Source organism: Bauldia litoralis (genome assembly GCF_900104485.1).
GTDB classification, from domain to species: Bacteria; Pseudomonadota; Alphaproteobacteria; order Rhizobiales; family Kaistiaceae; genus Bauldia; species Bauldia litoralis.
Genome location: NZ_FMXQ01000006.1, coordinates 373,959 through 395,220 on the forward strand (window position 1 = coordinate 373,959; position 21,262 = coordinate 395,220).

Sequence of the window (21,262 nt, forward strand, 5' to 3'; positions counted from 1 at the left end):
CAGGTCCATCCGATTTACACGGGCACCGCCCATTTCACCGGGATCGGACATGCTCGATAAAACTTTTGATGCCGCAGCCGTCGAGACGCGCGTCAGCGCCGTCTGGGACGAAGCGGAGGCCTTCAAGGCGGGCGCTGGCGCGAAGCCGGGCGCCGCCCCCTATTCCATTGTCATCCCGCCGCCGAATGTGACGGGATCGCTGCATATCGGCCACGCCCTGAACAACACGCTTCAGGATGTCCTCGTCCGCTTCGAGCGCATGCGCGGCCGGGACGTGCTGTGGCAGCCCGGCATGGATCACGCCGGCATCGCTACCCAGATGGTGGTCGAGCGCCAGTTGATGGAGCGCCAGGAGCCGGGCCGGCGTGAAATCGGCCGCGAGAAGTTTCTCGAGAAGGTCTGGGCGTGGAAGGACGAATCCGGCGGACTGATCATCAATCAGCTCAAGCGGCTCGGTTGTTCCTGCGACTGGAGCCGTGAGCGCTTCACCATGGACGAGGGCCTGTCGAAGGCCGTAACCAAGGTCTTCGTCGAGCTTTATCGCGAAAAGCTGATCTACCGGGACAAGCGGCTGGTCAACTGGGACCCGACGCTGCAGACGGCGGTCTCCGATCTCGAGGTCGAGAATATCGAGATGCAGGGGCATCTCTGGCATTTCAAGTATCCGATCGAGGGCGAAGAGGGCCGGTCCATTGTCGTCGCGACGACGCGACCGGAGACGATGCTTGGCGATACCGGCATCGCCGTCCATCCGGAGGATGAGCGCTACAAGGATCTGATCGGCAAATACGCGATCCTGCCGCTGGTCGGCCGGCGGCTGCGTATCGTCGGCGACGAGCATGCGGACCCGGAAACGGGGTCGGGCGCGGTCAAGATCACGCCGGCGCATGACTTCAACGATTTCGAGGTCGGCAAGCGGCAGGATCTGCCGATGGTCAACCTGTTCGATACCGAGGCGAATGTCGTCCTCGAAGGCAACGCCGAGTTCCTTGACGGCGTGGCGGAGTCGGACGACCTGAAGGCGACGATCGCGACGATCAATGGCCTCGACCGCTTCACGGCCCGCAAGCGCGTGGTCGCGATGATGGAGGAGAAGGGCCTGCTCGAGAAAGTCGAGGAAAAGCCCGTCATGGTGCCCCATGACGAGAAGTCCAAGACGACGGTCATCGAGCCCTATCTCACCGACCAGTGGTACGCCGACGCCAAGACGCTGGCCCAGCCGGCCATAGCCTCGGTGCGCGAGGGGCGAACGACGTTCATCCCGAAGAACTGGGAAAAGACCTATTTCGAGTGGATGGAAAACATCCGCCCGTGGTGCATTTCCCGTCAGCTCTGGTGGGGACACCAGATTCCGGCCTGGTATGGACCGGACGGAAAGGTCTTCGTCGCCTATAGCGAGGACGAGGCCAGGGCCGAAGCGGCGACACACTATGGCGAGGCGACCGACCTGACGCGCGACGAGGACGTCCTCGACACATGGTTTTCCTCGGCGCTGTGGCCGTTCTCGACGCTCGGCTGGCCGGACGAGACGCCTGAACTCGAACGCTACTATCCGACCACGGCGCTGGTCACCGGCTTCGACATCATCTTCTTCTGGGTCGCCCGGATGATGATGACCGGGCTCCATTTCATGGGGAAGGAGCCGTTCAGCGACGTCTACATCCACGCCCTCGTCCGCGACGAGAAGGGCGCCAAGATGTCGAAGACAAAGGGCAACGTCATCGACCCGATCGTCCTGATCGACGAATACGGCGCCGACGCGCTCCGCTTCACGCTGGCGGCGATGGCCGCGCAGGGGCGAGACATCAAGCTCGCCACCGCCCGTGTCGAAGGCTATCGCAACTTCGCGACCAAGCTGTGGAACGCGGCGCGCTTTGCCGAGCATTACGAGTGCAAGCGGGTTGGGGGATTCGACCCGGCGACCGCGAAGGAAACCCTGAACCGCTGGATTGCGACCGAGACGACGCGCGCGGCAACGGCGGTCACGGGCGCGATCGAGGCCTACCGGTTCAACGACGCTGCGGCGGCGCTCTATCGCTTCACCTGGAACCTTTACTGCGACTGGTACCTGGAGTTCTCGAAGCCGGTGCTGAACGGCGAGGACGGACCGGCCAAGACGGAGACGCGGGCAACCGTCGCCTGGGTGCTCGACCGGATTATCTCGCTGCTCCATCCGTTCATGCCGTTCCTGACCGAGGAACTCTGGGCGAGGGAAGGCGACGAGGGCCGGACGGCGCTGATGCTGAACGCCTGGCCGGACCTCGGCTTCGAGGATTCCGACGCGGCCGACGAGATCAACTGGCTGATCGAGACGATATCGGCGGTACGTTCGGTTCGCTCGGAGATGAACGTCCCGGCCGGCGCGATGATCGAGCTTGCGGTTTCAGGCGCGGCGTTCACCACCGCGGCGCGGCTCCAGTCGCACAATGTGCTGATCCGCCGGCTGGCGCGAGCCGAGTCGTTGACGCTTGCCCATGCACCGAGGGCAGGGGCGCTCCAGATCGTCGTCGGCGAGGCGACCTTCTCGATGCCGCTGGAGGGTGTCATCGACATCGACGCCGAGCGCGCGCGGCTGCTGCGGGAGATCGACAAGATCGCCAAGGACGTCGGCAAGATCGAGGCGAAGCTCGCCAACGAGAAGTTCATGGCCAAGGCGCCCGAAGAAGTCATCGAGGAGCAGCGGGAACGGCTGGCCGAGGCGGCGGCGCTGAAGGCCAAGACCGAGGCGGCGCTGGCTCGACTCGAGCCTGCGGCCTAGGCGGGCCGGGGACCGCGCGCCGCTTCACTGGATGCAAAAAAAGAGGGCGCCGACGGCGCCCTCTTTCGTTTGTGGTGGACGGTCGGTCGATCAGACCGAGTAGTACATGTCGAACTCGACCGGATGCGGGGTGTGCTCGAACCGGATGACCTCTTCCATGCGCAGTTCGATGTAAGCGTCGATCATGTCGTCGCTGAACACGCCACCGGCCTTCAGGAAGTTGCGGTCCTTGTCGAGGCTGGACAGCGCCTCGCGCAGCGATCCGCAGACCGTCGGAATCTTCTTCAGTTCCTTCGGCGGCAGGTCGTAGAGGTTCTTGTCCATCGCGGCGCCCGGATCGATCTTGTTCTGGATGCCGTCGAGGCCGGCCATCAGCATCGACGCGAAGGCGAGATACGGGTTGGCGGCCGGATCCGGGAAGCGGACCTCGACGCGCTTTGCCTTCGGCGACGAGGCGACCGGGATGCGGCAGGACGCCGAGCGGTTGCGCGACGAATAGGCGAGCAGCACCGGTGCTTCATAGCCGGGCACCAGGCGCTTGTAGGAGTTGGTGCTCGGGTTGGTGAAGGCGTTCAGCGCCTTGGCATGCTTGATGATGCCGCCGATGTAGTAGAGGCACTCCTGCGACAGGTCGGCGTAGAGCTTGCCGGCGAAGATCGGCTTGCCGCCCTTCCAGATCGACTGGTGGACGTGCATGCCCGAGCCGTTGTCGCCGAAGATCGGCTTCGGCATGAAGGTCGCGGTCTTGCCGTAGGCATTGGCGACGTTGTGGATGCAGTACTTGTAGACCTGCAGCAGATCGGCGGTCAGCGTCATTTCGCCGAACATCATGCCGAGTTCGTGCTGGGCGGCGCCGACCTCGTGGTGGTGCTTTTCGGTCTTCACGCCCATTGCCGCCATGGTCGACAGCATCTCGGAGCGCATGTCCTGCAGGCTGTCCTGCGGCGCGACCGGGAAGTAGCCACCCTTCATCTTCATCCGGTGGCCGAGATTGCCCATCTCGTAGTCGCGGTCGGAGTTGATCGGCAGTTCGACGTCGTCGAGCTTGAAGCCGGTGTTGTACGGCGTAGCGGAGTATTTGACGTCGTCGAAGACGAAGAACTCGGCCTCGGGACCCACGACGATGGTGTCGCCGATCTTGGTCTGCTTGAGATAGGCCTCGGCCTTCTTGGCGATGCCGCGCGGGTCGCGATCATAGGGTTCGTCGGTCAGCGGCTCGAGAATGTCGCAGACCACGGAAATGGTCGTCTGGGCAAAGAAGGGGTCGATCGTGGCGGTAACCGGATCCGGCTTCAGCTTCATGTCGGATTCGTTGATCGCCTTCCAGCCGGCGATCGACGAGCCGTCGAACATCACGCCCTCGGTGAACGTCTCCTCATCGACGATGGCGACGTCGAAGGTGACGTGCTGCCACTTGCCGCGGGGATCGGTAAAACGCAGGTCAACGAACTTGACGTCGTTGTCCTTGATCATCTTGAGGACGTCTTTGGCGCCTGCCATGGTGTGTTCCTTCTTTCCTGTCTTTCTGTGGTTTCAATCTTGCGACTGCCGGCGGTGCCAAAGCCCGTAGACGGTCTCAATTCTCATGCGGAAATACGAGCAGTCCGACGATCAGATCGCGTCCATGCCGCTTTCGCCGGTCCGGATTCGAACCGCTTCCTCTACGCTGGAAACAAAAATCTTGCCATCGCCGATCCGGCCGGTCTGGGCCGCCTTCCGGATTGCCTCGACGGCGCGCTCGACCATGTCATCGCCGAGCACGACCTCGACCTTCACCTTGGGGAGAAAGTCGACGACATATTCGGCGCCCCGGTAGAGTTCGGTATGCCCCTTCTGCCGTCCGAAGCCCTTGGCCTCGGTGACAGTGATACCCTGCAGTCCGACCTCCTGAAGCGCTTCCTTCACCTCATCGAGCTTGAACGGTTTGATGATCGCTTCGATCTTCTTCATCTATTCCAATTCTCCGAAAGTGTGCAGCCGCCTCAGCCAACTGCCGGTCAGCGCGGTGTTTTGCAGACTCCATGCCACGTTGCCAGGTGGTGGAACCCGCCGGGAAATTAAGCTAGTCGGTGGACCGCACCATGATCGGCGCCGTGAGGACAGTCAATTGGTGACTAAGGAATATGCAATTGGCTAATAATTCATCGATCGGCATAGAGTGGGCCGAACGCTTCGAAACGCTGCTGGACAATCCAGGGGAGGAGCCCGCGGCGATCGCGCCGGATGCGCCCGACCTGCTGACGCCCCAGGAAATGGGAGCCGCCGATCGGCTGGCGGTGGCGTCGGGGGTCCGAAGCTCGGCCCTTATGGAGCGGGCCGGCGAAGCGGTCGCGGCGGTCGCCGAATCCATGCTTCCGCCGGGCGGCCGTGTCGCGGTTCTGGCAGGGCCGGGAAACAATGGCGGCGACGGGTTCGTCGCCGCGCGGCTGCTGACCGAGCGGGGCTACCGGGTTGCGGTCTTCCTGATCGGTGACCGGGACTCCCTCAAGGGCGACGCCAGCCTGATGGCGCGGGCCTGGAAGGGGCCTATCGAGGCGCCGGGGCGGGATCTTGCCCACGGAGCGGGCCTGATCATCGACGCACTCTTTGGCGCCGGGCTGGACCGGCCGATCGAGGGAGCCGCTGCCGCGGCCATCGAGGCAGCCAACGAGAGCCGGGTGCCGATCCTCGCGGTCGATCTGCCGAGCGGGGTCGATGGCGCATCGGGGGCGATCCTCGGCCAGGCCATCCTTGCGACCGAGACGGTCACCTTCTTTCGCCGCAAGCCCGGGCATCTGCTGATGCCAGGGCGGGTGCTCGCCGGCCGGCTGACTCTCGCCGACATCGGCCACGACCTGTCGATCCTCCACGACATCGGGCCGATGGCCTTTCACAACTCCCCGACCCTCTGGCTCGATGGCCTGCCGCGGCCACAGCTTGACGGACACAAGTACGATCGCGGCCATGCGCTTGTGGTTTCAGGGCCGATTACCGGCACCGGTGCGGCGAGGCTCGCGGCGCGGGCTGCTTTGCGGATCGGCGCCGGACTGGTGACGGTGGCGTCGCCGCCGGATGCGATCGTCGCCAACGCCGCGCAACTGACGGCAATCATGGTCATGCGGATGTATGAGGCTGACGGATTGGCGGAAATCCTTGCGGATCACAGGAAGAATGCCGTGGTGATCGGCCCGGCGCTGGGCGTCGGAGACGGGGCAATCGCCATGGTTTCCGCGGCCTTGGACTCCGATGCTGCGACGGTGGTTGATGCGGATGGGCTAACATCCTTTGCCGCCACGCCGGATTCGCTGTTCATGCGGATCAAGGGGCGGGGCGCGCCGGTGGTGCTGACGCCGCATGAAGGCGAATTCTCCCGTCTTTTCCCGGACTTGGGCATCCTGTCCTCGAAGCTCGACCGGGCGCGCGAGGCGGCCATGCGGTCGGGCGCGGTGGTGGTTTTGAAGGGTCCGGACACCGTCGTGGCGGCCCCGGACGGGATTGCGACGGTCGCGGACAACGCCCCGGCGGACCTTGCGACGGCCGGGGCAGGCGATGTCCTGGCCGGGATGATCGGCGGGTTGATGGCCCAGCAGATGCCGGCCTTCGAGGCCGCCACGGCCGGGGTCTGGCTGCATGGCGCGGCCGCCGCGCATGTCGGCCGGGGACTGATTTCGGAGGACCTGCCCGAGGCCCTCCCGGCGGTTCTTTCGGCGCTTGCCGGCCCCTGAACCCGTCAACGCTGATTTCGCCGGCGCAGCTTTCCCTTTGATTGGTGCGAAACCAGTTGTTATAGAGGCGGCGCCTCGGCCGGGGCCGTCGTTGTCCGCGGGCGTGGCGGAACTGGTAGACGCGCGGGATTTAGGTTCCCGTGACGAAAGTCGTGGGGGTTCGAGTCCCTCCGCCCGCACCAGCGTCTCTGGTCACAGGTCGTTCACAGTGAACGGATTGAACCGCGCGACGCGAACGGCTTTGGCGGTCGGGTAACCGGCCGGACGATTAGATGAACGAGTGGATCAACGAAAGCGTGACAACATGCAGGTGACCGAGACTCTGGCCGAAGGGCTGCGACGGGAATTCGAGGTGAAGGTTCCGGCTTCGGAACTGGATGACCGCCTGGTCAGCCGCCTGAGCGAAATGCAGGGCGAAGTCCGTATCAAGGGCTTCCGGCCGGGCAAGGTGCCGGTCAACCACTTGCGGCGGCTGTTCGGCAAATCGGCGATGGCCGAGATCGTCCAGAAGCTGATCTCCGACGTGGCGCGCGACACGATGTCCGAGCGCGGCGAGCGGGCCGCCCAGCAGCCGGACTTCAACCTGCCGGAAGACGAGGGCGAGGCGGAGAAGGTCCTCCAGGGCAAGGCCGACCTCACCTATACGATGACCTACGAGATCCTGCCGGAGGTCGTCCTCGGCGATTTCAAGTCGATCAAGGTCGAGCGCCCGGTCGCTGACGTCAGCGACGAGGAAATCGAGACCGAGATGAATCGCCTGGCCGAGAATGTCAGGAGCTTCTCGCCGAAGGAGGGCAAGTCCGAGTCCGGTGACCGTCTTGTCATCTCCTACCTCGGCAAGCTCGACGGCGAGCCCTTCGAGGGCGGCGCCGACGACAATGCCACGGTGCAGATCGGCTCCGGTCAGTTCATCCCCGGCTTCGCCGAGCAACTCGAGGGCATGGCGGTCGGAGACGAGAAGACGATCTCCGTGACCTTCCCCGAGGAATACGGCGCCGCGCACCTCGCCGGCAAGGACGCCACCTTCGACGTCGCGGTGAAGGAAGTTTCGTCGCCCGATCCGATCAAGATCGACGACGAACTCGCCACCCGCGTCGGCGTCGAGTCGCTCGACCAGCTTCGCGACGCGATCCGCCAGCAGTTGCAGAACCAGTACGGCATGGCGACGCGGCAGAAGGTCAAGCGGCAGATCCTCGACCAGCTCGATGCGCTGCACACGTTCGAGCTTCCGCCGAAGATGGTCGAGCAGGAATTCGACAACATCTGGCGGCAGGTCACGTCGGAGCTTGCCCAGTCGAACCGGAGCTTCGAGGACGAAGACACGACGGAAGAGGCAGCACGCGCCGACTACCACAAGATCGCCGAGCGCCGGGTGCGCCTTGGTCTCGTGCTGTCCGAGATCGGCGAGAAGAACAGCATCGAGGTCACCGAGGAAGAGGTGCAGCGGGCGCTGTCGGCTCAGCTTCGCCAGTTCCCCGGCCGCGAGAAGGAACTGGTCGAGTATTACCGCGCCAATCCCGAGGCGATCGCCAGCCTTCGCGCCCCGATCTACGAGGAGAAGGTCGTCGACTTCCTGCTCGAACTGGTCAACGTCACCGACAAGACCGTCTCGCGCGAGGAACTGATGCGCGAAGATGAAGACGAGGCGACCAAGGCCGGGTAGGGCGATGTCGCCTGCCTGACCCGAAATACTGGATTCCCCGAATCAATTCGGCTTCAATCGCCGTCACGGTGACGATTCTTTCGTCACCGTGACGGCGTTTGTCGTTAAAGCGCACGTCTGCCGCTTGACCGACTCTTAAGGTTTCGTCGGCCAACTCGGCTTTCGTCGCCGGCAGCCGCCGGCCAGTCCGGATTGAGGAGGATGCCCCATGGTCAAGTTCGTCGCGGATGTCGCGGTCAATACCCAGAAGCTCAGCGAATTGAGCCTGCTGTCGGATTTTACCGACATGAAGCTGGTCAATCGTTCGCACACGACCCTCAACGCGATCGACCAGGATGCCGGCATATCCTTTCGGATGGAGGGGAGCGGACTGCTCTATAACGGGAAGACGCCGTATGCCGGCTTCATCCAGTCAATCGACGTGTATTCGTCCGGGCTTCAGTACGAATTGAGCGGACTGAATATTCCGGTCAAGAGCATGGACAAATACTTCTCCAAAAACTTCCCCAGTCTGAGCAAGAAGATCTTCAGCAGCAACGACAAGATCAAGGGCTCGGATGAGGGCGACGTCCTGTATGGCTACAAGGGCAAGGACAAGATAAAGGGCAATGACGGCAACGACACCGTCAACGGCGGCAAGGGCGCGGACACTATCAAGGGCGGCTCCGGCAACGACACCATCATGGGGTCGGGCGGAGCCGACAAGATCTTCGGCAACAACGATGACGACACGATCGCGGGCGGCGGCGGCTCCGACACGATCAACGGCGGCGCCGGCCACGACACGCTGACCGGCAACGGCGGCTTCAACACCTTCGTCTTCAACACCGCGCTCGATGCCGCGACCAACGTCGACACGATCACCGACATGACGCCCGGCGGTGACGCGATCGACCTCGCGCTGTCGGTCTTTACGGCGCTGTCCGGCAAGGGTGTCCTGAAGTCCAAGGAATTCAAGGTCGGAACACATGCGACTGAAGCCGACCAACGAATCGTGTATGACGATTCAAGTGGCGCCATCTATTACGACGCGGACGGCAATGGCGGCGGTGCGCAGGTCCAGTTCGCGTCAGTGAGCACCGGACTGGCGCTGTCGAATACGGACTTCTTCGTCGTCTGATAAGATGGGGAAGGCCGACCTGGCGAAAGTTCGGCGCAGGGTGTTCGCGCCGGTTCGATCGTTTGGGCGCGTGCATGATATCCGCCCGGGACCCAGGCAACGGTCAAGAGTTGGTTCCGAATTGGGTGGCTTCGTTGCCGCGTTGCCCCTGTCCTTCGTTTCGACGCAATGGGCCGAACAGATCGAAGAATGGCGAACCCGTTAGAGACAGGGCTGAACTGGGGAACAAAGGTCGCCGATGGCGACAGTTTCATCTTCTATTATTTCTACGAATACGCCGAAGAAACACCGTTCGGCGAAGTCTCGTCCGGGTTTACCGAATACGAGGTTGCCCAGTTCGAACAGGCCTTCGCGGTCTATAGTACGTTTCTCGACCTTCATTTCATCGAAGTCGACCAGTCGGCGCAGGCGGACTACAACCTGCTGACTTATGCGAGCGCCAGTTCAACGCTCGGCATGATGTTCCCCCCCGGGGTGACCGAACATGCCGGTTTCGGCTATTTCAACTATGCCGGATCGGGGTGGGACTGGACGGCGCCCGGTACCGGTGGCCTCGAGCAGGGCGGCTTCGGTTTCGTCACCATCATTCACGAACTTGGCCACGGGTTGGGGCTTGCCCATCCGCATGACGAGGGGGGCAGTTCCACCGTCTTTCCAGGCGTGTCCGGGGCCTTCAACGACTATGGCGACTTCGCCCTGAATCAGGGCGTCTACACCACGATGTCCTACAATGCCGGCTGGCGAACCAACCCGGACGGACTGCCGCCATCGGTGAACTTTGGCTACCAGGGTACGCCGATGGCGATCGACATCGCGGTCCTGCAGGCGAAATACGGGGTGAACACCGCCCACAACGTTGGCGACACCACCTATTATCTTCCGACCACCAACGGAACCGGCACCTTCTATTCCTGCATCTGGGACGCGGGCGGGACCGACACCATCGCCGCTACCGGCGGCGGCCCGGCGCTGATTGACCTGCGCGCGGCGACGCTGAAGCTCGAGCCGGGGGGCGGGGGCTTCCTGTCCTATGTCGACGACGTCTATGGCGGGTTCACCATCGCCCATGGCGTGGTGATCGAGAATGCCACCGGCGGCGCCGGCGACGACTACCTGCGCGGCAACAGCGTTGCCAACAAGATCAAGGGCCGAAGCGGTGACGACATGCTTTTTGGCGGGTCCGGTCGCGACACGCTGCTCGGCAAGAAGGGCGCCGACGAGCTCGACGGCGGCAAGGGCAAGGACGTGCTGACCGGCGGCGCCAGCGACGACATCCTGAATGGCGGTGGCGGTCGCGACAGCTTCGAGTTCAAGGGCCGGCTGAAGACCCTCGGCGTCGACACGGTCGACGATTTCAAGGCGGGCAAGGACCAGATCCTTCTTTCGAAAAAGGCCTTCAAGGGGATCGGCAGCAAGGGCGATCTGAAGGCCGGCAAGTTCACCGTTGGCGACGACGCCAAGGACGGCAAGGACCGCATCGTCTATGACGACGACTCCGGCAACCTGAGCTTTGCGCGGCATGGCGACAACGGTGGGCTGAAGAAATTCGCGAAGCTTGACGCAGGGTTGTCGCTCGATCACCACGACTTCGTCGTCGTCGCCTGACCGGCAACGCCACGAACCGCAGTATTTGGCGCTCCATCGACCGTCGCAGGGCCTCGACAGGCTTGACGACCGGCATGTGACAGGCCATACCCTCGCGCGTCTTTTTACCGGCCGAGGCGGGCGGCCCGGCCGATTCCCTAGTAGACAAGCGCTGCTGCCCAAAACTCCGGGTCACGAACGACCTACGGACAAAGAGGAAACCCCGTGCTTTACGTCATCATTCTTTGCGGTCTCCTTGCCATTGCATACGCAATCTGGGCCGCCCAATCGGTACTCGCTGCTGACGCTGGCAATGCCCGCATGCAGGAAATCGCAGCCGCCATCCAGGAAGGCGCAACCGCCTATCTCCGTCGGCAGTATCTCACCATCGCGATCGTCGGCGCCGTCGTCTTCGTCATCGTCGCATGGCTTCTTTCGATCACCGTCGCGATCGGCTTCCTGATCGGCGCGGTGCTGTCGGGTGTTGCCGGCTTCATCGGCATGATGGTTTCGGTTCGCGCCAATGTGCGCACGGCGCAGGCCGCCAGCCAGAGCCTCGCCGCCGGCCTCAGCATCGCCTTCCGCTCGGGCGCCATCACCGGCATGCTGGTCGCTGGCCTGGCGCTGCTCGGCGTCGCGGTCTACTTCCTCGTGCTGACCCAGTTCCTCGGCCATGCGCCGGGCGACCGCATCGTCATCGACGCGCTGGTGGCGCTCGGCTTCGGCGCTTCGCTGATCTCGATCTTCGCCCGTCTCGGCGGCGGCATCTTCACCAAGGGCGCCGACGTCGGTGGCGACCTGGTCGGCAAGGTCGAAGCCGGCATTCCGGAGGACGATCCGCGCAACCCGGCAACCATCGCCGACAACGTCGGTGACAATGTCGGCGACTGCGCCGGCATGGCCGCCGACCTGTTCGAGACCTACGCGGTGACCGTGGTTGCGACCATGGTGCTCGCCTCGATCTTCTTCGTCGGCTCCGAAGCCGCGATCCCGGCGATGATCTATCCGCTGGCGATCGGCGCGGCCTGCGTCGTCACCTCGATCATCGGCACCTTCTTCGTCCGGCTTGGCGCCAACCAGTCGATCATGGGCGCCCTCTACAAGGGCTTCGTGGCGACTGCGGTGCTGTCGCTGATCGTGCTCTATCCGGTCACCATGCTGATCTTCGGCGACATGTCGACGCCGCTGGCCGGGCAGACCTTCACGCCGATGGATCTTTATATCTGCGGCATCGCAGGGCTGGTCATCACCGGCCTGATCATCTGGATCACCGAATACTATACCGGCACCAACTATCGCCCGGTGCAGTCGATCGCCAAGGCCTCCGAGACCGGCCACGGCACCAATGTCATCCAGGGCCTGGCCATCTCGCTGGAATCGACGGCGCTGCCGGCGATCGTCATCATCGCCGGCATCCTCGTCGCCTACTCGCTGGCGGGACTGTTCGGGATCGCGGTCGCGGTGACCACCATGCTGGCGGTTGCCGGCTTCGTGGTGGCGCTCGACGCCTTCGGCCCGGTCACCGACAACGCCGGCGGCATCGCCGAAATGGCGGGCCTGCCGGAAGAGGTGCGCCAGTCGACCGATACGCTCGATGCGGTCGGTAACACGACCAAGGCGGTGACCAAGGGCTACGCGATCGGTTCGGCCGGTCTCGGCGCGCTGGTGCTTTTCGCGGCTTATACGGAGGATCTGAAATTCTTCGTGGCCAATGCGGTACCGGGTTCCTTCTTCGAAGGCGTCACCGTCGACTTCTCGCTGTCCAATCCCTATGTCGTCGTCGGCCTGCTGTTCGGCGGTCTGCTGCCCTACCTGTTCGGCGGCATTGCGATGACCGCGGTCGGCCGTGCGGCCGGCGCGATCGTCGAGGAGGTCCGGCGCCAGTTCAAGGCGAAGCCCGGCATCATGAAGGGCACCGAGAAGCCGGATTACGGCGCCGCGGTCGACCTGCTGACCAAGGCGGCGATCAAGGAGATGATCGTCCCGTCGCTGCTGCCGGTGCTTTCGCCGATCGTCATCTTCGTCGTCATCAACTGGATCGGCGGGCCTTCGGCGGCCTTCTCGGCCCTCGGCGCGATGCTGCTCGGCGTCATCGTCACCGGCATGTTCGTCGCGATCTCGATGACCGCGGGCGGCGGCGCCTGGGACAACGCCAAGAAGTACATCGAGGACGGCAACTACGGCGGCAAGGGATCCGAGGCCCACAAGGCCGCGGTGACCGGCGATACCGTCGGCGACCCCTACAAGGACACTGCCGGCCCCGCCGTCAACCCGATGATCAAGATCACCAACATCGTCGCGCTGCTGCTGCTCGCGGTGCTGGCCCACTAGGGCGTCGCACGCTCCGCACCAGATGCGGGTACGAACAGGGGCTCGCCGGAAACGGCGGGCCCTTTTTGCGTTTGGGGGGGCTCAGGTCGGGGGGCAGACGGCGACCCGGTGGCGGGACGCCGTGGCCGGGCCCGTCGGTCGCGCTAGCCGCCGAGGAGGCCGCCGATGACCTGGCGGACGAAGTTGTCGTCCTTGCCGGCGGTCGGGGTGGTGCGGGAGATGAAGTCGAAGACCTGGCCATCCTTCAGGCCATAATCGGCGATCCGGGTGACTTCGTCATCGTCGTTGAAGTAGACGGCGAGGACGCGCTGGTCGACGACGCGCTCCGGCATGAAGGCGACCGGCTGCTTGCGGGTCTGGCTGATGTAGTAATAGGACTCGCCGCCAAAATTGCCGGTGGTCGAGGGCGAGCCGAGCGCGATCAGCACCTGGTCCTTGCTCGAGCCGACCGGAACCTGCTCGATGGCGATGTCGGAAACGACGTAGCCATGCTTAGAGGTCGTGCCGATTCCCTCGGTGGCGGCGCAGCCGGCGATGCCGACGGCCAGACACAGGCTCGCGGCCAGTGCCAGGCGGCGACGCGCAGGGGAAGAGATGTCACGCAAACCGTTGCTCATTCTGGCATTTCCCCTACCGTACGCGCCCTAGGCTTGCAACAGAAGTTTGGCCGCTGTTCAAGTGCCCCCAAAGGAGACGAATCGATGTTTGGCCGTCTGTTCCGGCGCGGTGGCAACGATGACGCCATTCCATCCGCGCTTTACGGCGCGATCGTGGCGCAGTCGCGCGCGCCGGCACTCTATCGCGACATGAACGTCGCCGACACCGTCGACGGGCGCTTCGAGGCGGTCGTGCTGCACATGGTGCTGGTCCTGCGCCGCCTCGGCTCCGGGGACGCGGAGATGCGGGCGATCGGGCAGACGGTTTTCGACCAGTTCTGCACCGAGATGGACCGTTCGCTGCGGGAAATGGGCGTCGGTGACCTCGGCGTGCCGAAGCGGATGCGCAAGATCGGCGAGGTGTTCTACGGGCGGTCGGCGGCCTTCGACACGGCGCTTGCCGAGGGAGATGCCGCCGGGCTGGCCGAATCGCTGGCGCGGAACATTCCGGCCGCCGAGGGCAGGGAGGTGGCGGCGGACGCGCTTGCCGCCTATATGATTGCCTCGGATGCGTCACTCAAGGCGCAAAGCAAGGCCCAGTTGCTTGCCAGCGAGCTGGACTTCGCCGATCCCGCCACGTTTCTTCAGGACGAGACGAGCCATGTCGACCAACCGACTGCCGGCCAGACCGATTGACGTCGATGCGATTCCGCCGACCGGACACATCGTCCGGATCGAAACCGGTCCCGATGAAAGGGCGGCAATCGCCAAATCCTACGGACTTGTCGCGGTGAATGCCTTCGTCGCCGATCTCGAAGCGCAGCGCGAGGCGAATCGCAATGTTGCGGTCGAAGGGCGGATTCGGGCCGAAATTGTCCAGGAATGCGTGGTCAGCCTCGCTCCGGTGACCCAGGCAATCGACGAGACGTTCCGGGTGCGGTTCATCCCGGCCGACGAGCGCAAGCCGGCGCCGGAACCGAAGCCCGGCGCGGAGGTGCATGTCGATCCGGATGACGAATCGCCGGATGTCCTGCCGGACCGGATGCTCGATCTCGGCGCCGTGGCGCTGGAGCATTTTGCCCTGGCGATCGATCCCTATCCGCGGGCGCCGGGAGCGGAACTGCCGGCGGGGGCTGACGGAATCGGCGAAGCCAAGCGCGAGTCGCCCTTCGCGGTGCTGGCGAAAATCGCCCGGAACGACAATTAGCCGGGCAATGCTCATTATGGTGGGAAGCACACGCCAAGCCTTTGTGTCATCGCCGCAAACGGGTATGTTTGCCGCCCCGCCGGGGCGCAAGGCTCTGACGGACGAAGTTTTGCGCGACATCAGGATCGTACGCGGGTTGGAATGGCGGCTGACGTAATCGTATCACTGGACGTTATGGGGGGAGACGAGGGGGCCGAACTGGTCATCCCCGGCGCCGCGGAGGCGTTGACCCGCCGCCCGGACATCCGGTTCAAGCTGTTCGGCGAACGCGAGATCGTCGAGCCGCTGCTCGACCGCTATCCGAAGGTCCGCGACGCGTCGGATTTCGAGCATTGCGAGATTTCCGTGCGGATGGACGACAAGCCCAGCCAGGCGCTGCGCCATGGCCGGCGACGTTCCAGCATGTGGCGCTCGATCGAGGCCGTGAAGCGGGGCGAGGCGGATTTCGCCCTGTCGGCCGGCAATACGGGCGCGCTGATGGCCATGGCGAAGTTCTGCCTGCGCACGACGGCGGATATCGAACGACCGGCAATCGCCGCCCTGTGGCCGACGCTGCGCGGCGAGAGCGTCGTTCTCGACGTCGGGGCGACGATCGGCGCCGATGCACAGCAGCTCTTCGACTTTGCCGTGATGGGTGGCGCGATGGCGCGGGCCCTTTTCGACCTGGAGAAGCCGACCGTCGGCCTGCTCAATATCGGGGTCGAGGAGGTCAAGGGGCTGGAGCAGATCCGCGAGGCGGGAATCCTGTTGCGCGAAGCGAACCTGCCCAACATTGCCTATTCCGGCTTCGTCGAGGGCGACGATATCGGCAAGGGGACGGTCGATGTGGTGGTGACCGAAGGCTTCTCCGGCAACATTGCTCTGAAGACCGCCGAGGGCACGGCGAAGCAGATCGCCACCTACCTGCGCTCGGCGATGAGACGGACGCTGCTTGCCAGGATCGGCTATATCTTTGCCCGGCATGCGTTCGACCGGCTGCGCGACAAGATGGATCCGAGACGCGGCAATGGCGGCGTCTTCCTCGGCCTCAACGGCATCGTCATCAAGAGCCACGGCGGGACCGACCCGACGGGCTTCGCAACCGCGGTCGAGCTTGGCTACAGCATGGTCCGCAACCGGCTTCTCGAAAAGATCAACAACGACCTGAGCGTCTACTACCAGTCCGTAGAGCCGGCCGTCGTGGAAGCGGGTGCCGCGTGAGCAGCATCCGTTCCGTCGTGCTGGGCTGTGGTGGCTATCTCCCGGAAAAGGTGATGACCAACGCGGAGTTGTCGCAGTTGGTCGAGACGTCCGACGAATGGATCACCCAGCGGACGGGAATACGCCAGCGGCACATCGCCGCCGACGGTGAATTGACTTCGGATCTCGGGACCCGCGCTGCCAGGGCCGCTCTTGAAGCGGCGGATCTGTCAGCGGACGACATCGACCTGATCGTCATGGCGACGGCAACGCCGGACAACACCTTTCCCGCTTCGGCCGTCACCGTGCAGCAGGCTCTGGGCATGAACCACGGCGCGGCTTTCGATGTCCAGGCGGTCTGCTCGGGCTTTCTTTTTGCGCTGACGACCGCGGATGCCCTTATCCGGTCCGGACAGGCGCGCAGGGCGGTGGTCATCGGTGCGGAGACCTTTTCGCGGATTCTCGACTGGGAAGACCGGAGCACCTGCGTGCTCTTCGGCGACGGCGCCGGGGCCGTGGTGATCGAAGGGGAGTCGCTGCCGGGTTGGCGTAGCGACCGCGGAGTCCTGAGTGCTCACCTGCGCTCGGATGGCCGTTTCAAGGAGAAGCTCTTCGTCGATGGCGGCCCGTCATCGACCGGTACGGTCGGCCATCTGCGGATGGAGGGCCGCGAGGTCTTCAAGCACGCGGTCGGCATGGTTTCCGACGTGATCGAGGACGCCTTCGCGGCGACGGGTTTCACCGCGGCGGACATCGACTGGTTCGTGCCGCACCAGGCGAATATCCGGATCATCGATGCGACCGCGAAGAAACTCGGCATCCCGATCGAGAAGGTCATCCGCACGGTCGATCGCCATGGCAATACGTCGGCGGCCTCGATCCCGCTGGCGTTGTGGGAGGCGAGCACCGACGGTCGCATCAAGCGGGGCGACCTGCTTCTGCTCGAAGCAATGGGTGGCGGGTTCACCTGGGGGGCCGTCCTGCTTCGGTGGTGATGCGCCGGCTCGGGTGATCCTCCTGCAAGATCAGTTGATTCCGGCGTGGCGAGGCAATACGGTGCCCTGAGTTTTTAACAGCCGAGAAATTTCTTCTAGAAGCGGCACCTTCCAAACGGGGCGTGGAGGCCATGGGCGGCAAAACGGTGACGCGGGCCGACCTTTGCGAGGCGGTGTATCGCAAGGTCGGACTATCGCGGACCGAATCGGCGCAACTCGTAGAGGTTGTGATCGACGAGATTCGAGACAGTATCGTTCGGGGCGAAGCGGTGAAGCTTTCGTCGTTCGGATCGTTCATCGTGCGCAGCAAGAGCGAACGCGTCGGTCGCAATCCGAAGACCGGCGAGGAAGTGCCGATCTCGCCGCGCCGGGTGATGGTGTTCAAGCCGAGCAATGTCCTGAAGGACAAGATCAACGATGCGCTGCTCGGGGGCAAAGCCAAGACTCCGCCGGGCGAGGAATAGCGCGGAAACGCAATCCGGCGCGCGAGGACGATAGTGGCCAAGAGTCCTGACGCATTCCGCACGATCAGCGAAGTCGCGGACGATCTCGATCTGCCGCAGCATGTCCTGCGTTTCTGGGAGACGCGGTTCACGCAGATCAAGCCGATGAAGCGCGGCGGCGGACGTCGCTATTATCGCCCTGACGACATCGACCTGCTGCGCGGCATCCGGTTCCTCCTTTACGGGGAGGGCTACACGATCCGCGGCGTCCAGCGCATTCTCAAGGAACAGGGTCCGCGCTTCGTCATCGGCGCCGGTCGCGGCGAGTTCAACGGCGAGGCGGATGGTGAACACGCCGCCGACGGTCCCGACGAGCGGCCGACCGGGCGCAAGCCCGCTGCCGGTCGGGCGGAAGCGGAACGGGTAGAACCGTCCTTCGCAAAACGGCCGTCACCGGCACCGCAGTCGCGCGCGGCAGAACCGCCACCGCGGGCCGAGCAGCCGGCTCCGACCGTGGCCGCGCCGTCACGCCCGGAACCGAAGCCAGAACCCAAGCAGGAGCCCGCCGGCCTTTCTGCAGCGGACATCAGGACGCTGGAGGCGACGCTGGCCGAACTGCTCGACTGCAAGAGGCTGCTCGATCAGGCTCAATAATCGGGTTTTTGGGGCGAAAAGCGCCTTCAATCCTGCGTCAGATGATCTATAGTCCCGCTCGGCCGGAGCGTGGCGCAGTCTGGTAGCGCACTTGACTGGGGGTCAAGGGGTCGTAGGTTCAAATCCTATCGCTCCGACCAAAATTCCCCAAAGATTATAACTGGTTACAGGACTCGCTCCAGGCGGTCGGCATGTTGCCCCTGTCGGGAGAGGCTGCTCCCGCGCGATTCATCGCGATCCCCGGCGATTTCCGGAGCTCCTGGGCCCCGCGGAGCGCCCAAAAGCCTCACTTGCCGCTGAATTTCTTCGACAAATCCGTGTAGGTCACGCCCAACTGGTCGCCCAGAGCGATCGCGCCACCGATGATGGCCACGCTGATCAGCGTGCCAATCAGCGCATATTCGATCGAGGTCGAACCCGTTTCGTCATGGGCGAGCCGGTTGGCGATCTCGACGAGGGTCTTCATCGCTCGGTCATCTCCCGACGAAGTTCAGGGCGGTCTGCGCCCATTTCCGGCTATGCTTCCAGTTACCGGTTAACAATTCGGATACCGGTGGACGGCCATCGGTGCGGCCAGAGAGGTGAGACCGTGGGGATGGGGAAGACGATGATCGCACCGGTCATGATCTCGAACGGGCGATAGAATGAAGGGTTTTCCCGATCTGCCGCCGGTCTGGTTCCTGGGCTGCGGGGCGATTTCCTGGATTCTGGCCCAATGGATACCCGTTGCGGCGATCGATCTGCCTGACTGGCTCGGGTGGGCTGTTTTCGGTCTCGGCTTCCTGTGGGCCGCCACCGCGGCCGCCCTGTTTCTTCTGAAGAGAACGCCGGTTGAACCACGCCACACGCCGAAGGTGCTGTTGGCCGAGTATCATTTTCGCCTCAACCGCAATCCGATCTACACGGGCATGATTGCCATGCTCCTCGGTTGGGCGATGGTTCTCGGAGCGGTCACCGCCCTCCTGCCGGTCCTGGTGTTCCCGGTCATCATCACCCGGCGCTTTGTCCTGGATGAAGAGAAGGGGCTCCGGGCTGCGTTTGGCAAGCAGGCAGAGGACTATCTTGGACGATCGCGCCGCTGGTTGTGACCGGCCGAAGCGGCCGGGCGTTCGCGACTGAACCGGGCGCCGCTTCGGCTACAGCTTGACGACGCTGCCGCGCCGGTTGTTTGAGGCGTCCAGACTGCTCTGGTCAAACGCGCGAAGTGACGGTTTGGCATTACCGGTTTGCCGGGTCGCGTCTGTCGGGAAGGCCGCATCCAGCGCGCCGCGCAGCGCAACGATCGCCGCCGGATCGCCGTAGAAACGGACAAGACCGGTGGTCATCGCATCCGCTGCGGAAACGTCGCCGGCGACCAGCGCCGCCAGCGCCGGGACATCGCTCACGACCACCACCTTGTCCGGCAGCGGACCGTCGGCGTGCGGTTCGATCGCCACGCCGCCAACATCGGGACGGAAGCGGGTCCAGAGGACCGGGCCCATCAGGACGACTGAGAAGGCCGCGAGGTCGGCGGGCTTGCCCTTGGCCAGGGCGCCGGCAAGGCGGTCGAGATTGCGGGTGGTGCGCTGGAGGGCGAAGAAGTCGCCGGGCCTGGTGAAATGCTCCGGCTTGAGCGCGCCGGCGCGCAAGGCCGCATCGGCTGCGCCCTGGACGTGGAGGGACTCCGGATAGACCACGGTGAGCATGACGCGCTGCATGGTGGCGCTGTTCGGGTCCTCGAAGCCGCAGGACCAGCCACGGGCCACCGTGGCTGCCAGGACAACGATTGCCAAACCTGTCGCCAGAACCCGGGGCAGCACATGTCCCTCCAAATTACACGCCCGGGCGCTGGATTCCGGTTTCAGCAGGCGAGGCGGACCTAGGCGAAGGCCAGCCTCTGCAGGAGCCAGAAGGCGCCGAGCGATCCGACCAGGTAGGCCGGCGCCAGTTCCATGCGGCGGGGCCAGACGACGCCCAGAAGCTTCAGTCCCCGGGCAAGGAGCAGTACGACGGCAACGAAAGCCAACTGGCCGACTTCGACGCCGACATTGAACGACACCAGCGCCAGCGGCACCTCAAGGGGGGGCAGCCCGACCTCCGACAATACGCCCGCGAAGCCGAAGCCATGCAGGAGCCCGAAGGCAAAGGCAACGACCCAGGGATTGCGGATCGTGAAGCTCGTCCGACCACGCTTCTCGCGGACGACCTCGACGCCGAGAAACAGGATGGACAGGGCGATGCCGGCCTCGATCGGCCGCGACGGAAGCTCGACATAGCCGAGGGTCGCCGCCGCCAGGGTGATGCTGTGGGCGATGGTGAAGGCGGTGACCGTCTTGACCAGCATCATCGGCGACCGGACGAGCAGGAGCAGGCCGAAGACGAACAGCAGATGGTCCCAGCCCGACAGGATGTGCCAGACGCCCTCCTGGACGAAGTCGATGGCGACGTCGATGCTGCCGCGGGTGAGGTCGAACTCGACCCATGGCTGCGAGGGGCGGGCGACCGCCATCCAGCTCTCGCCGTCGAGCGTCTTCGCCCGGACCACCGCCTCGGTGATCGTCAGTTCCAGACCGGGAAAGCCGATGCGTTGTCCCGCCAGCCCATCGGGACCGGTTGCGATCCAGCGGCGCTCGAGGAGGGAGTCGCTCAACTCCTGGATTAACGGCTCGCGCACGTTGCGGACGCCTTCGGGAAGTCTCAGGACGATCGGCAGGCGCTGGCCCGCCAGCACCGGGGTGCGCCAGCGGATGTCGTACTGGCCGGTTGCCGTTTCTTCGATCTCCAGGTAGGCCGGCCGCGACTCGTGGGCTTGGGCGGCGGGGATTGCGGCCATCCACGACAGCAGGACCGCGGCGAACAGCCAGCGCCAGCCTCGATGGAGGCCGAGGCCGCTCACAACGGCGCCTCGTTGTCCTGGGCCAGCGCCTCCGGCGGGCGGGTTTCCGGCGGCGCGGCGGCGGTGTCGGCCTCTGCCGGAACCGGCAGCAGGACGGTGTATTTCGCCCGCATCTCGTCGTAGGCGTCGCGCCAGGCGTCCGCCTTCTGGGTG

General features: G+C 64.5%; 19 protein-coding genes and 2 tRNA genes. 15 read left to right on the top strand and 6 right to left on the bottom strand.

Going from position 1 to position 21,262, the window contains the following annotated elements; all coding sequences use genetic code 11:
• Positions 1 to 49: 49 nt before the first annotated feature.
• Entirely contained in the window at positions 50 to 2,758 is a 2,709-nt protein-coding gene (locus BLT60_RS16020) for a valine--tRNA ligase (RefSeq protein ID WP_090877754.1), read from the top strand.
• Between the two features lie 90 nt (positions 2,759 to 2,848).
• Here BLT60_RS16020 and glnA read toward each other — a convergent pair whose 3' ends face one another.
• Together glnA and BLT60_RS16030 are read right to left on the bottom strand one after the other, a co-directional pair.
• Entirely contained in the window at positions 2,849 to 4,258 is a 1,410-nt protein-coding gene (glnA, locus tag BLT60_RS16025) for a type I glutamate--ammonia ligase (RefSeq protein ID WP_090877756.1), read from the bottom strand.
• A gap of 111 nt (positions 4,259 to 4,369) precedes the next feature.
• On the bottom strand, positions 4,370 to 4,708 hold the full coding sequence (locus BLT60_RS16030; protein WP_090877758.1) for a P-II family nitrogen regulator: 339 nt from the start codon (positions 4,706 to 4,708) through the stop codon (positions 4,370 to 4,372).
• Positions 4,709 to 5,010: 302 nt separating this feature from the next.
• Here BLT60_RS16030 and BLT60_RS16035 point away from each other — a divergent pair, with 302 nt between their 5' ends.
• The 6 genes from BLT60_RS16035 (at position 5,011) to BLT60_RS16060 (ending at position 13,160) form a co-directional block, all read left to right on the top strand.
• Positions 5,011 to 6,462, top strand: coding sequence for an NAD(P)H-hydrate dehydratase (locus BLT60_RS16035; RefSeq protein WP_090877845.1), 1,452 nt, complete (start codon positions 5,011 to 5,013; stop codon positions 6,460 to 6,462).
• A gap of 97 nt (positions 6,463 to 6,559) precedes the next feature.
• A tRNA-Leu gene (locus BLT60_RS16040) sits at positions 6,560 to 6,644 on the top strand.
• Positions 6,645 to 6,766: 122 nt separating this feature from the next.
• Entirely contained in the window at positions 6,767 to 8,125 is a 1,359-nt protein-coding gene (gene tig, locus BLT60_RS16045; protein ID WP_090877761.1) for a trigger factor, read from the top strand.
• Positions 8,126 to 8,333: 208 nt separating this feature from the next.
• Positions 8,334 to 9,245, top strand: coding sequence for a calcium-binding protein (locus tag BLT60_RS16050; protein ID WP_090877763.1), 912 nt, complete (start codon positions 8,334 to 8,336; stop codon positions 9,243 to 9,245).
• Between the two features lie 189 nt (positions 9,246 to 9,434).
• Positions 9,435 to 10,850 carry a M10 family metallopeptidase gene (locus tag BLT60_RS16055; protein WP_175478480.1) on the top strand — a complete coding sequence of 472 codons (1,416 nt, stop codon included), beginning with the start codon at positions 9,435 to 9,437 and terminating at the stop codon, positions 10,848 to 10,850.
• A gap of 204 nt (positions 10,851 to 11,054) precedes the next feature.
• The gene (locus tag BLT60_RS16060) at positions 11,055 to 13,160 is read left to right on the top strand and encodes a sodium-translocating pyrophosphatase (RefSeq protein WP_090877766.1); all 2,106 of its coding nucleotides are present in this window, start codon (positions 11,055 to 11,057) and stop codon (positions 13,158 to 13,160) included.
• Positions 13,161 to 13,303: 143 nt separating this feature from the next.
• Here the strand turns inward: BLT60_RS16060 and BLT60_RS16065 are convergent, their stop codons facing one another.
• Complete coding sequence (locus tag BLT60_RS16065; protein ID WP_090877768.1) at positions 13,304 to 13,777, bottom strand: outer membrane protein assembly factor BamE; 474 nt, start codon at positions 13,775 to 13,777, stop codon at positions 13,304 to 13,306.
• Between the two features lie 84 nt (positions 13,778 to 13,861).
• Between BLT60_RS16065 and BLT60_RS16070 the strand changes: the two genes are divergently transcribed.
• The 7 genes from BLT60_RS16070 to BLT60_RS16100 all read left to right on the top strand — a co-directional run bounded on the left by BLT60_RS16070 (position 13,862) and on the right by BLT60_RS16100 (position 18,374).
• Positions 13,862 to 14,452, top strand: coding sequence for a ubiquinol-cytochrome C chaperone family protein (locus tag BLT60_RS16070; RefSeq protein WP_090877770.1), 591 nt, complete (start codon positions 13,862 to 13,864; stop codon positions 14,450 to 14,452).
• Positions 14,418 to 14,963: a YceD family protein gene (locus tag BLT60_RS16075; protein ID WP_175478481.1), complete on the top strand. Its 546-nt coding sequence runs from the start codon at positions 14,418 to 14,420 to the stop codon at positions 14,961 to 14,963. The genes BLT60_RS16070 and BLT60_RS16075 overlap by 35 nt, the downstream gene beginning before the upstream one ends.
• A 141-nt stretch (positions 14,964 to 15,104) precedes the next feature.
• Positions 15,105 to 16,163, top strand: a complete 1,059-nt coding sequence (gene plsX / locus BLT60_RS16080; RefSeq protein WP_090877774.1) for a phosphate acyltransferase PlsX — start codon at positions 15,105 to 15,107, stop codon at positions 16,161 to 16,163.
• Entirely contained in the window at positions 16,160 to 17,137 is a 978-nt protein-coding gene (locus BLT60_RS16085) for a beta-ketoacyl-ACP synthase III (RefSeq protein ID WP_090877776.1), read from the top strand. Before plsX ends, BLT60_RS16085 begins: the two co-directional genes overlap by 4 nt.
• Positions 17,138 to 17,268: 131 nt before the next feature.
• The gene (locus BLT60_RS16090; RefSeq protein WP_090877778.1) at positions 17,269 to 17,601 is read left to right on the top strand and encodes an integration host factor subunit alpha; all 333 of its coding nucleotides are present in this window, start codon (positions 17,269 to 17,271) and stop codon (positions 17,599 to 17,601) included.
• 33 nt (positions 17,602 to 17,634) lie between these two features.
• Positions 17,635 to 18,234 (top strand): MerR family transcriptional regulator, encoded by a 600-nt coding sequence (locus tag BLT60_RS16095; RefSeq protein ID WP_090877780.1) that lies wholly within the window; start codon positions 17,635 to 17,637, stop codon positions 18,232 to 18,234.
• Between the two features lie 63 nt (positions 18,235 to 18,297).
• Positions 18,298 to 18,374 (top strand) — tRNA-Pro (locus BLT60_RS16100).
• 146 nt (positions 18,375 to 18,520) lie between these two features.
• Here the strand turns inward: BLT60_RS16100 and BLT60_RS16105 are convergent.
• Positions 18,521 to 18,700, bottom strand: coding sequence for a Flp family type IVb pilin (locus tag BLT60_RS16105; RefSeq protein WP_090877782.1), 180 nt, complete (start codon positions 18,698 to 18,700; stop codon positions 18,521 to 18,523).
• 178 nt (positions 18,701 to 18,878) lie between these two features.
• On the opposite strand from BLT60_RS16105, the gene BLT60_RS16110 reads away from it, so the two are divergent.
• Complete coding sequence (locus BLT60_RS16110) at positions 18,879 to 19,322, top strand: methyltransferase family protein (RefSeq protein ID WP_090877784.1); 444 nt, start codon at positions 18,879 to 18,881, stop codon at positions 19,320 to 19,322.
• A gap of 48 nt (positions 19,323 to 19,370) precedes the next feature.
• Here the strand turns inward: BLT60_RS16110 and BLT60_RS16115 are convergent, their stop codons facing one another.
• The gene (locus BLT60_RS16115; protein ID WP_090877786.1) at positions 19,371 to 20,006 is read right to left on the bottom strand and encodes a hypothetical protein; all 636 of its coding nucleotides are present in this window, start codon (positions 20,004 to 20,006) and stop codon (positions 19,371 to 19,373) included.
• Between the two features lie 86 nt (positions 20,007 to 20,092).
• Positions 20,093 to 21,109: a HupE/UreJ family protein gene (locus BLT60_RS16120; RefSeq protein ID WP_244521296.1), complete on the bottom strand. Its 1,017-nt coding sequence runs from the start codon at positions 21,107 to 21,109 to the stop codon at positions 20,093 to 20,095.
• Positions 21,110 to 21,262 lie beyond the last annotated feature (153 nt).

Excerpts from the sequence above, each read along its gene's own strand:
- BLT60_RS16020 (WP_090877754.1), top strand. The coding sequence starts at position 50 with ATGCTCGATAAAACTTTTGATGCCGCAGCCGTCGAGACGCGCGTCAGC.
- glnA (WP_090877756.1), bottom strand. The coding sequence starts at position 4,258 with ATGGCAGGCGCCAAAGACGTCCTCAAGATGATCAAGGACAACGACGTC.
- BLT60_RS16030 (WP_090877758.1), bottom strand. The coding sequence starts at position 4,708 with ATGAAGAAGATCGAAGCGATCATCAAACCGTTCAAGCTCGATGAGGTG.
- BLT60_RS16035 (WP_090877845.1), top strand. The coding sequence starts at position 5,011 with ATGGGAGCCGCCGATCGGCTGGCGGTGGCGTCGGGGGTCCGAAGCTCG.
- tig (WP_090877761.1), top strand. The coding sequence starts at position 6,767 with ATGCAGGTGACCGAGACTCTGGCCGAAGGGCTGCGACGGGAATTCGAG.
- BLT60_RS16050 (WP_090877763.1), top strand. The coding sequence starts at position 8,334 with ATGGTCAAGTTCGTCGCGGATGTCGCGGTCAATACCCAGAAGCTCAGC.
- BLT60_RS16055 (WP_175478480.1), top strand. The coding sequence starts at position 9,435 with ATGGCGAACCCGTTAGAGACAGGGCTGAACTGGGGAACAAAGGTCGCC.
- BLT60_RS16065 (WP_090877768.1), bottom strand. The coding sequence starts at position 13,777 with ATGAGCAACGGTTTGCGTGACATCTCTTCCCCTGCGCGTCGCCGCCTG.
- BLT60_RS16070 (WP_090877770.1), top strand. The coding sequence starts at position 13,862 with ATGTTTGGCCGTCTGTTCCGGCGCGGTGGCAACGATGACGCCATTCCA.
- BLT60_RS16075 (WP_175478481.1), top strand. The coding sequence starts at position 14,418 with ATGTCGACCAACCGACTGCCGGCCAGACCGATTGACGTCGATGCGATT.
- plsX (WP_090877774.1), top strand. The coding sequence starts at position 15,105 with ATGGCGGCTGACGTAATCGTATCACTGGACGTTATGGGGGGAGACGAG.
- BLT60_RS16090 (WP_090877778.1), top strand. The coding sequence starts at position 17,269 with ATGGGCGGCAAAACGGTGACGCGGGCCGACCTTTGCGAGGCGGTGTAT.
- BLT60_RS16105 (WP_090877782.1), bottom strand. The coding sequence starts at position 18,700 with ATGAAGACCCTCGTCGAGATCGCCAACCGGCTCGCCCATGACGAAACG.
- BLT60_RS16110 (WP_090877784.1), top strand. The coding sequence starts at position 18,879 with ATGAAGGGTTTTCCCGATCTGCCGCCGGTCTGGTTCCTGGGCTGCGGG.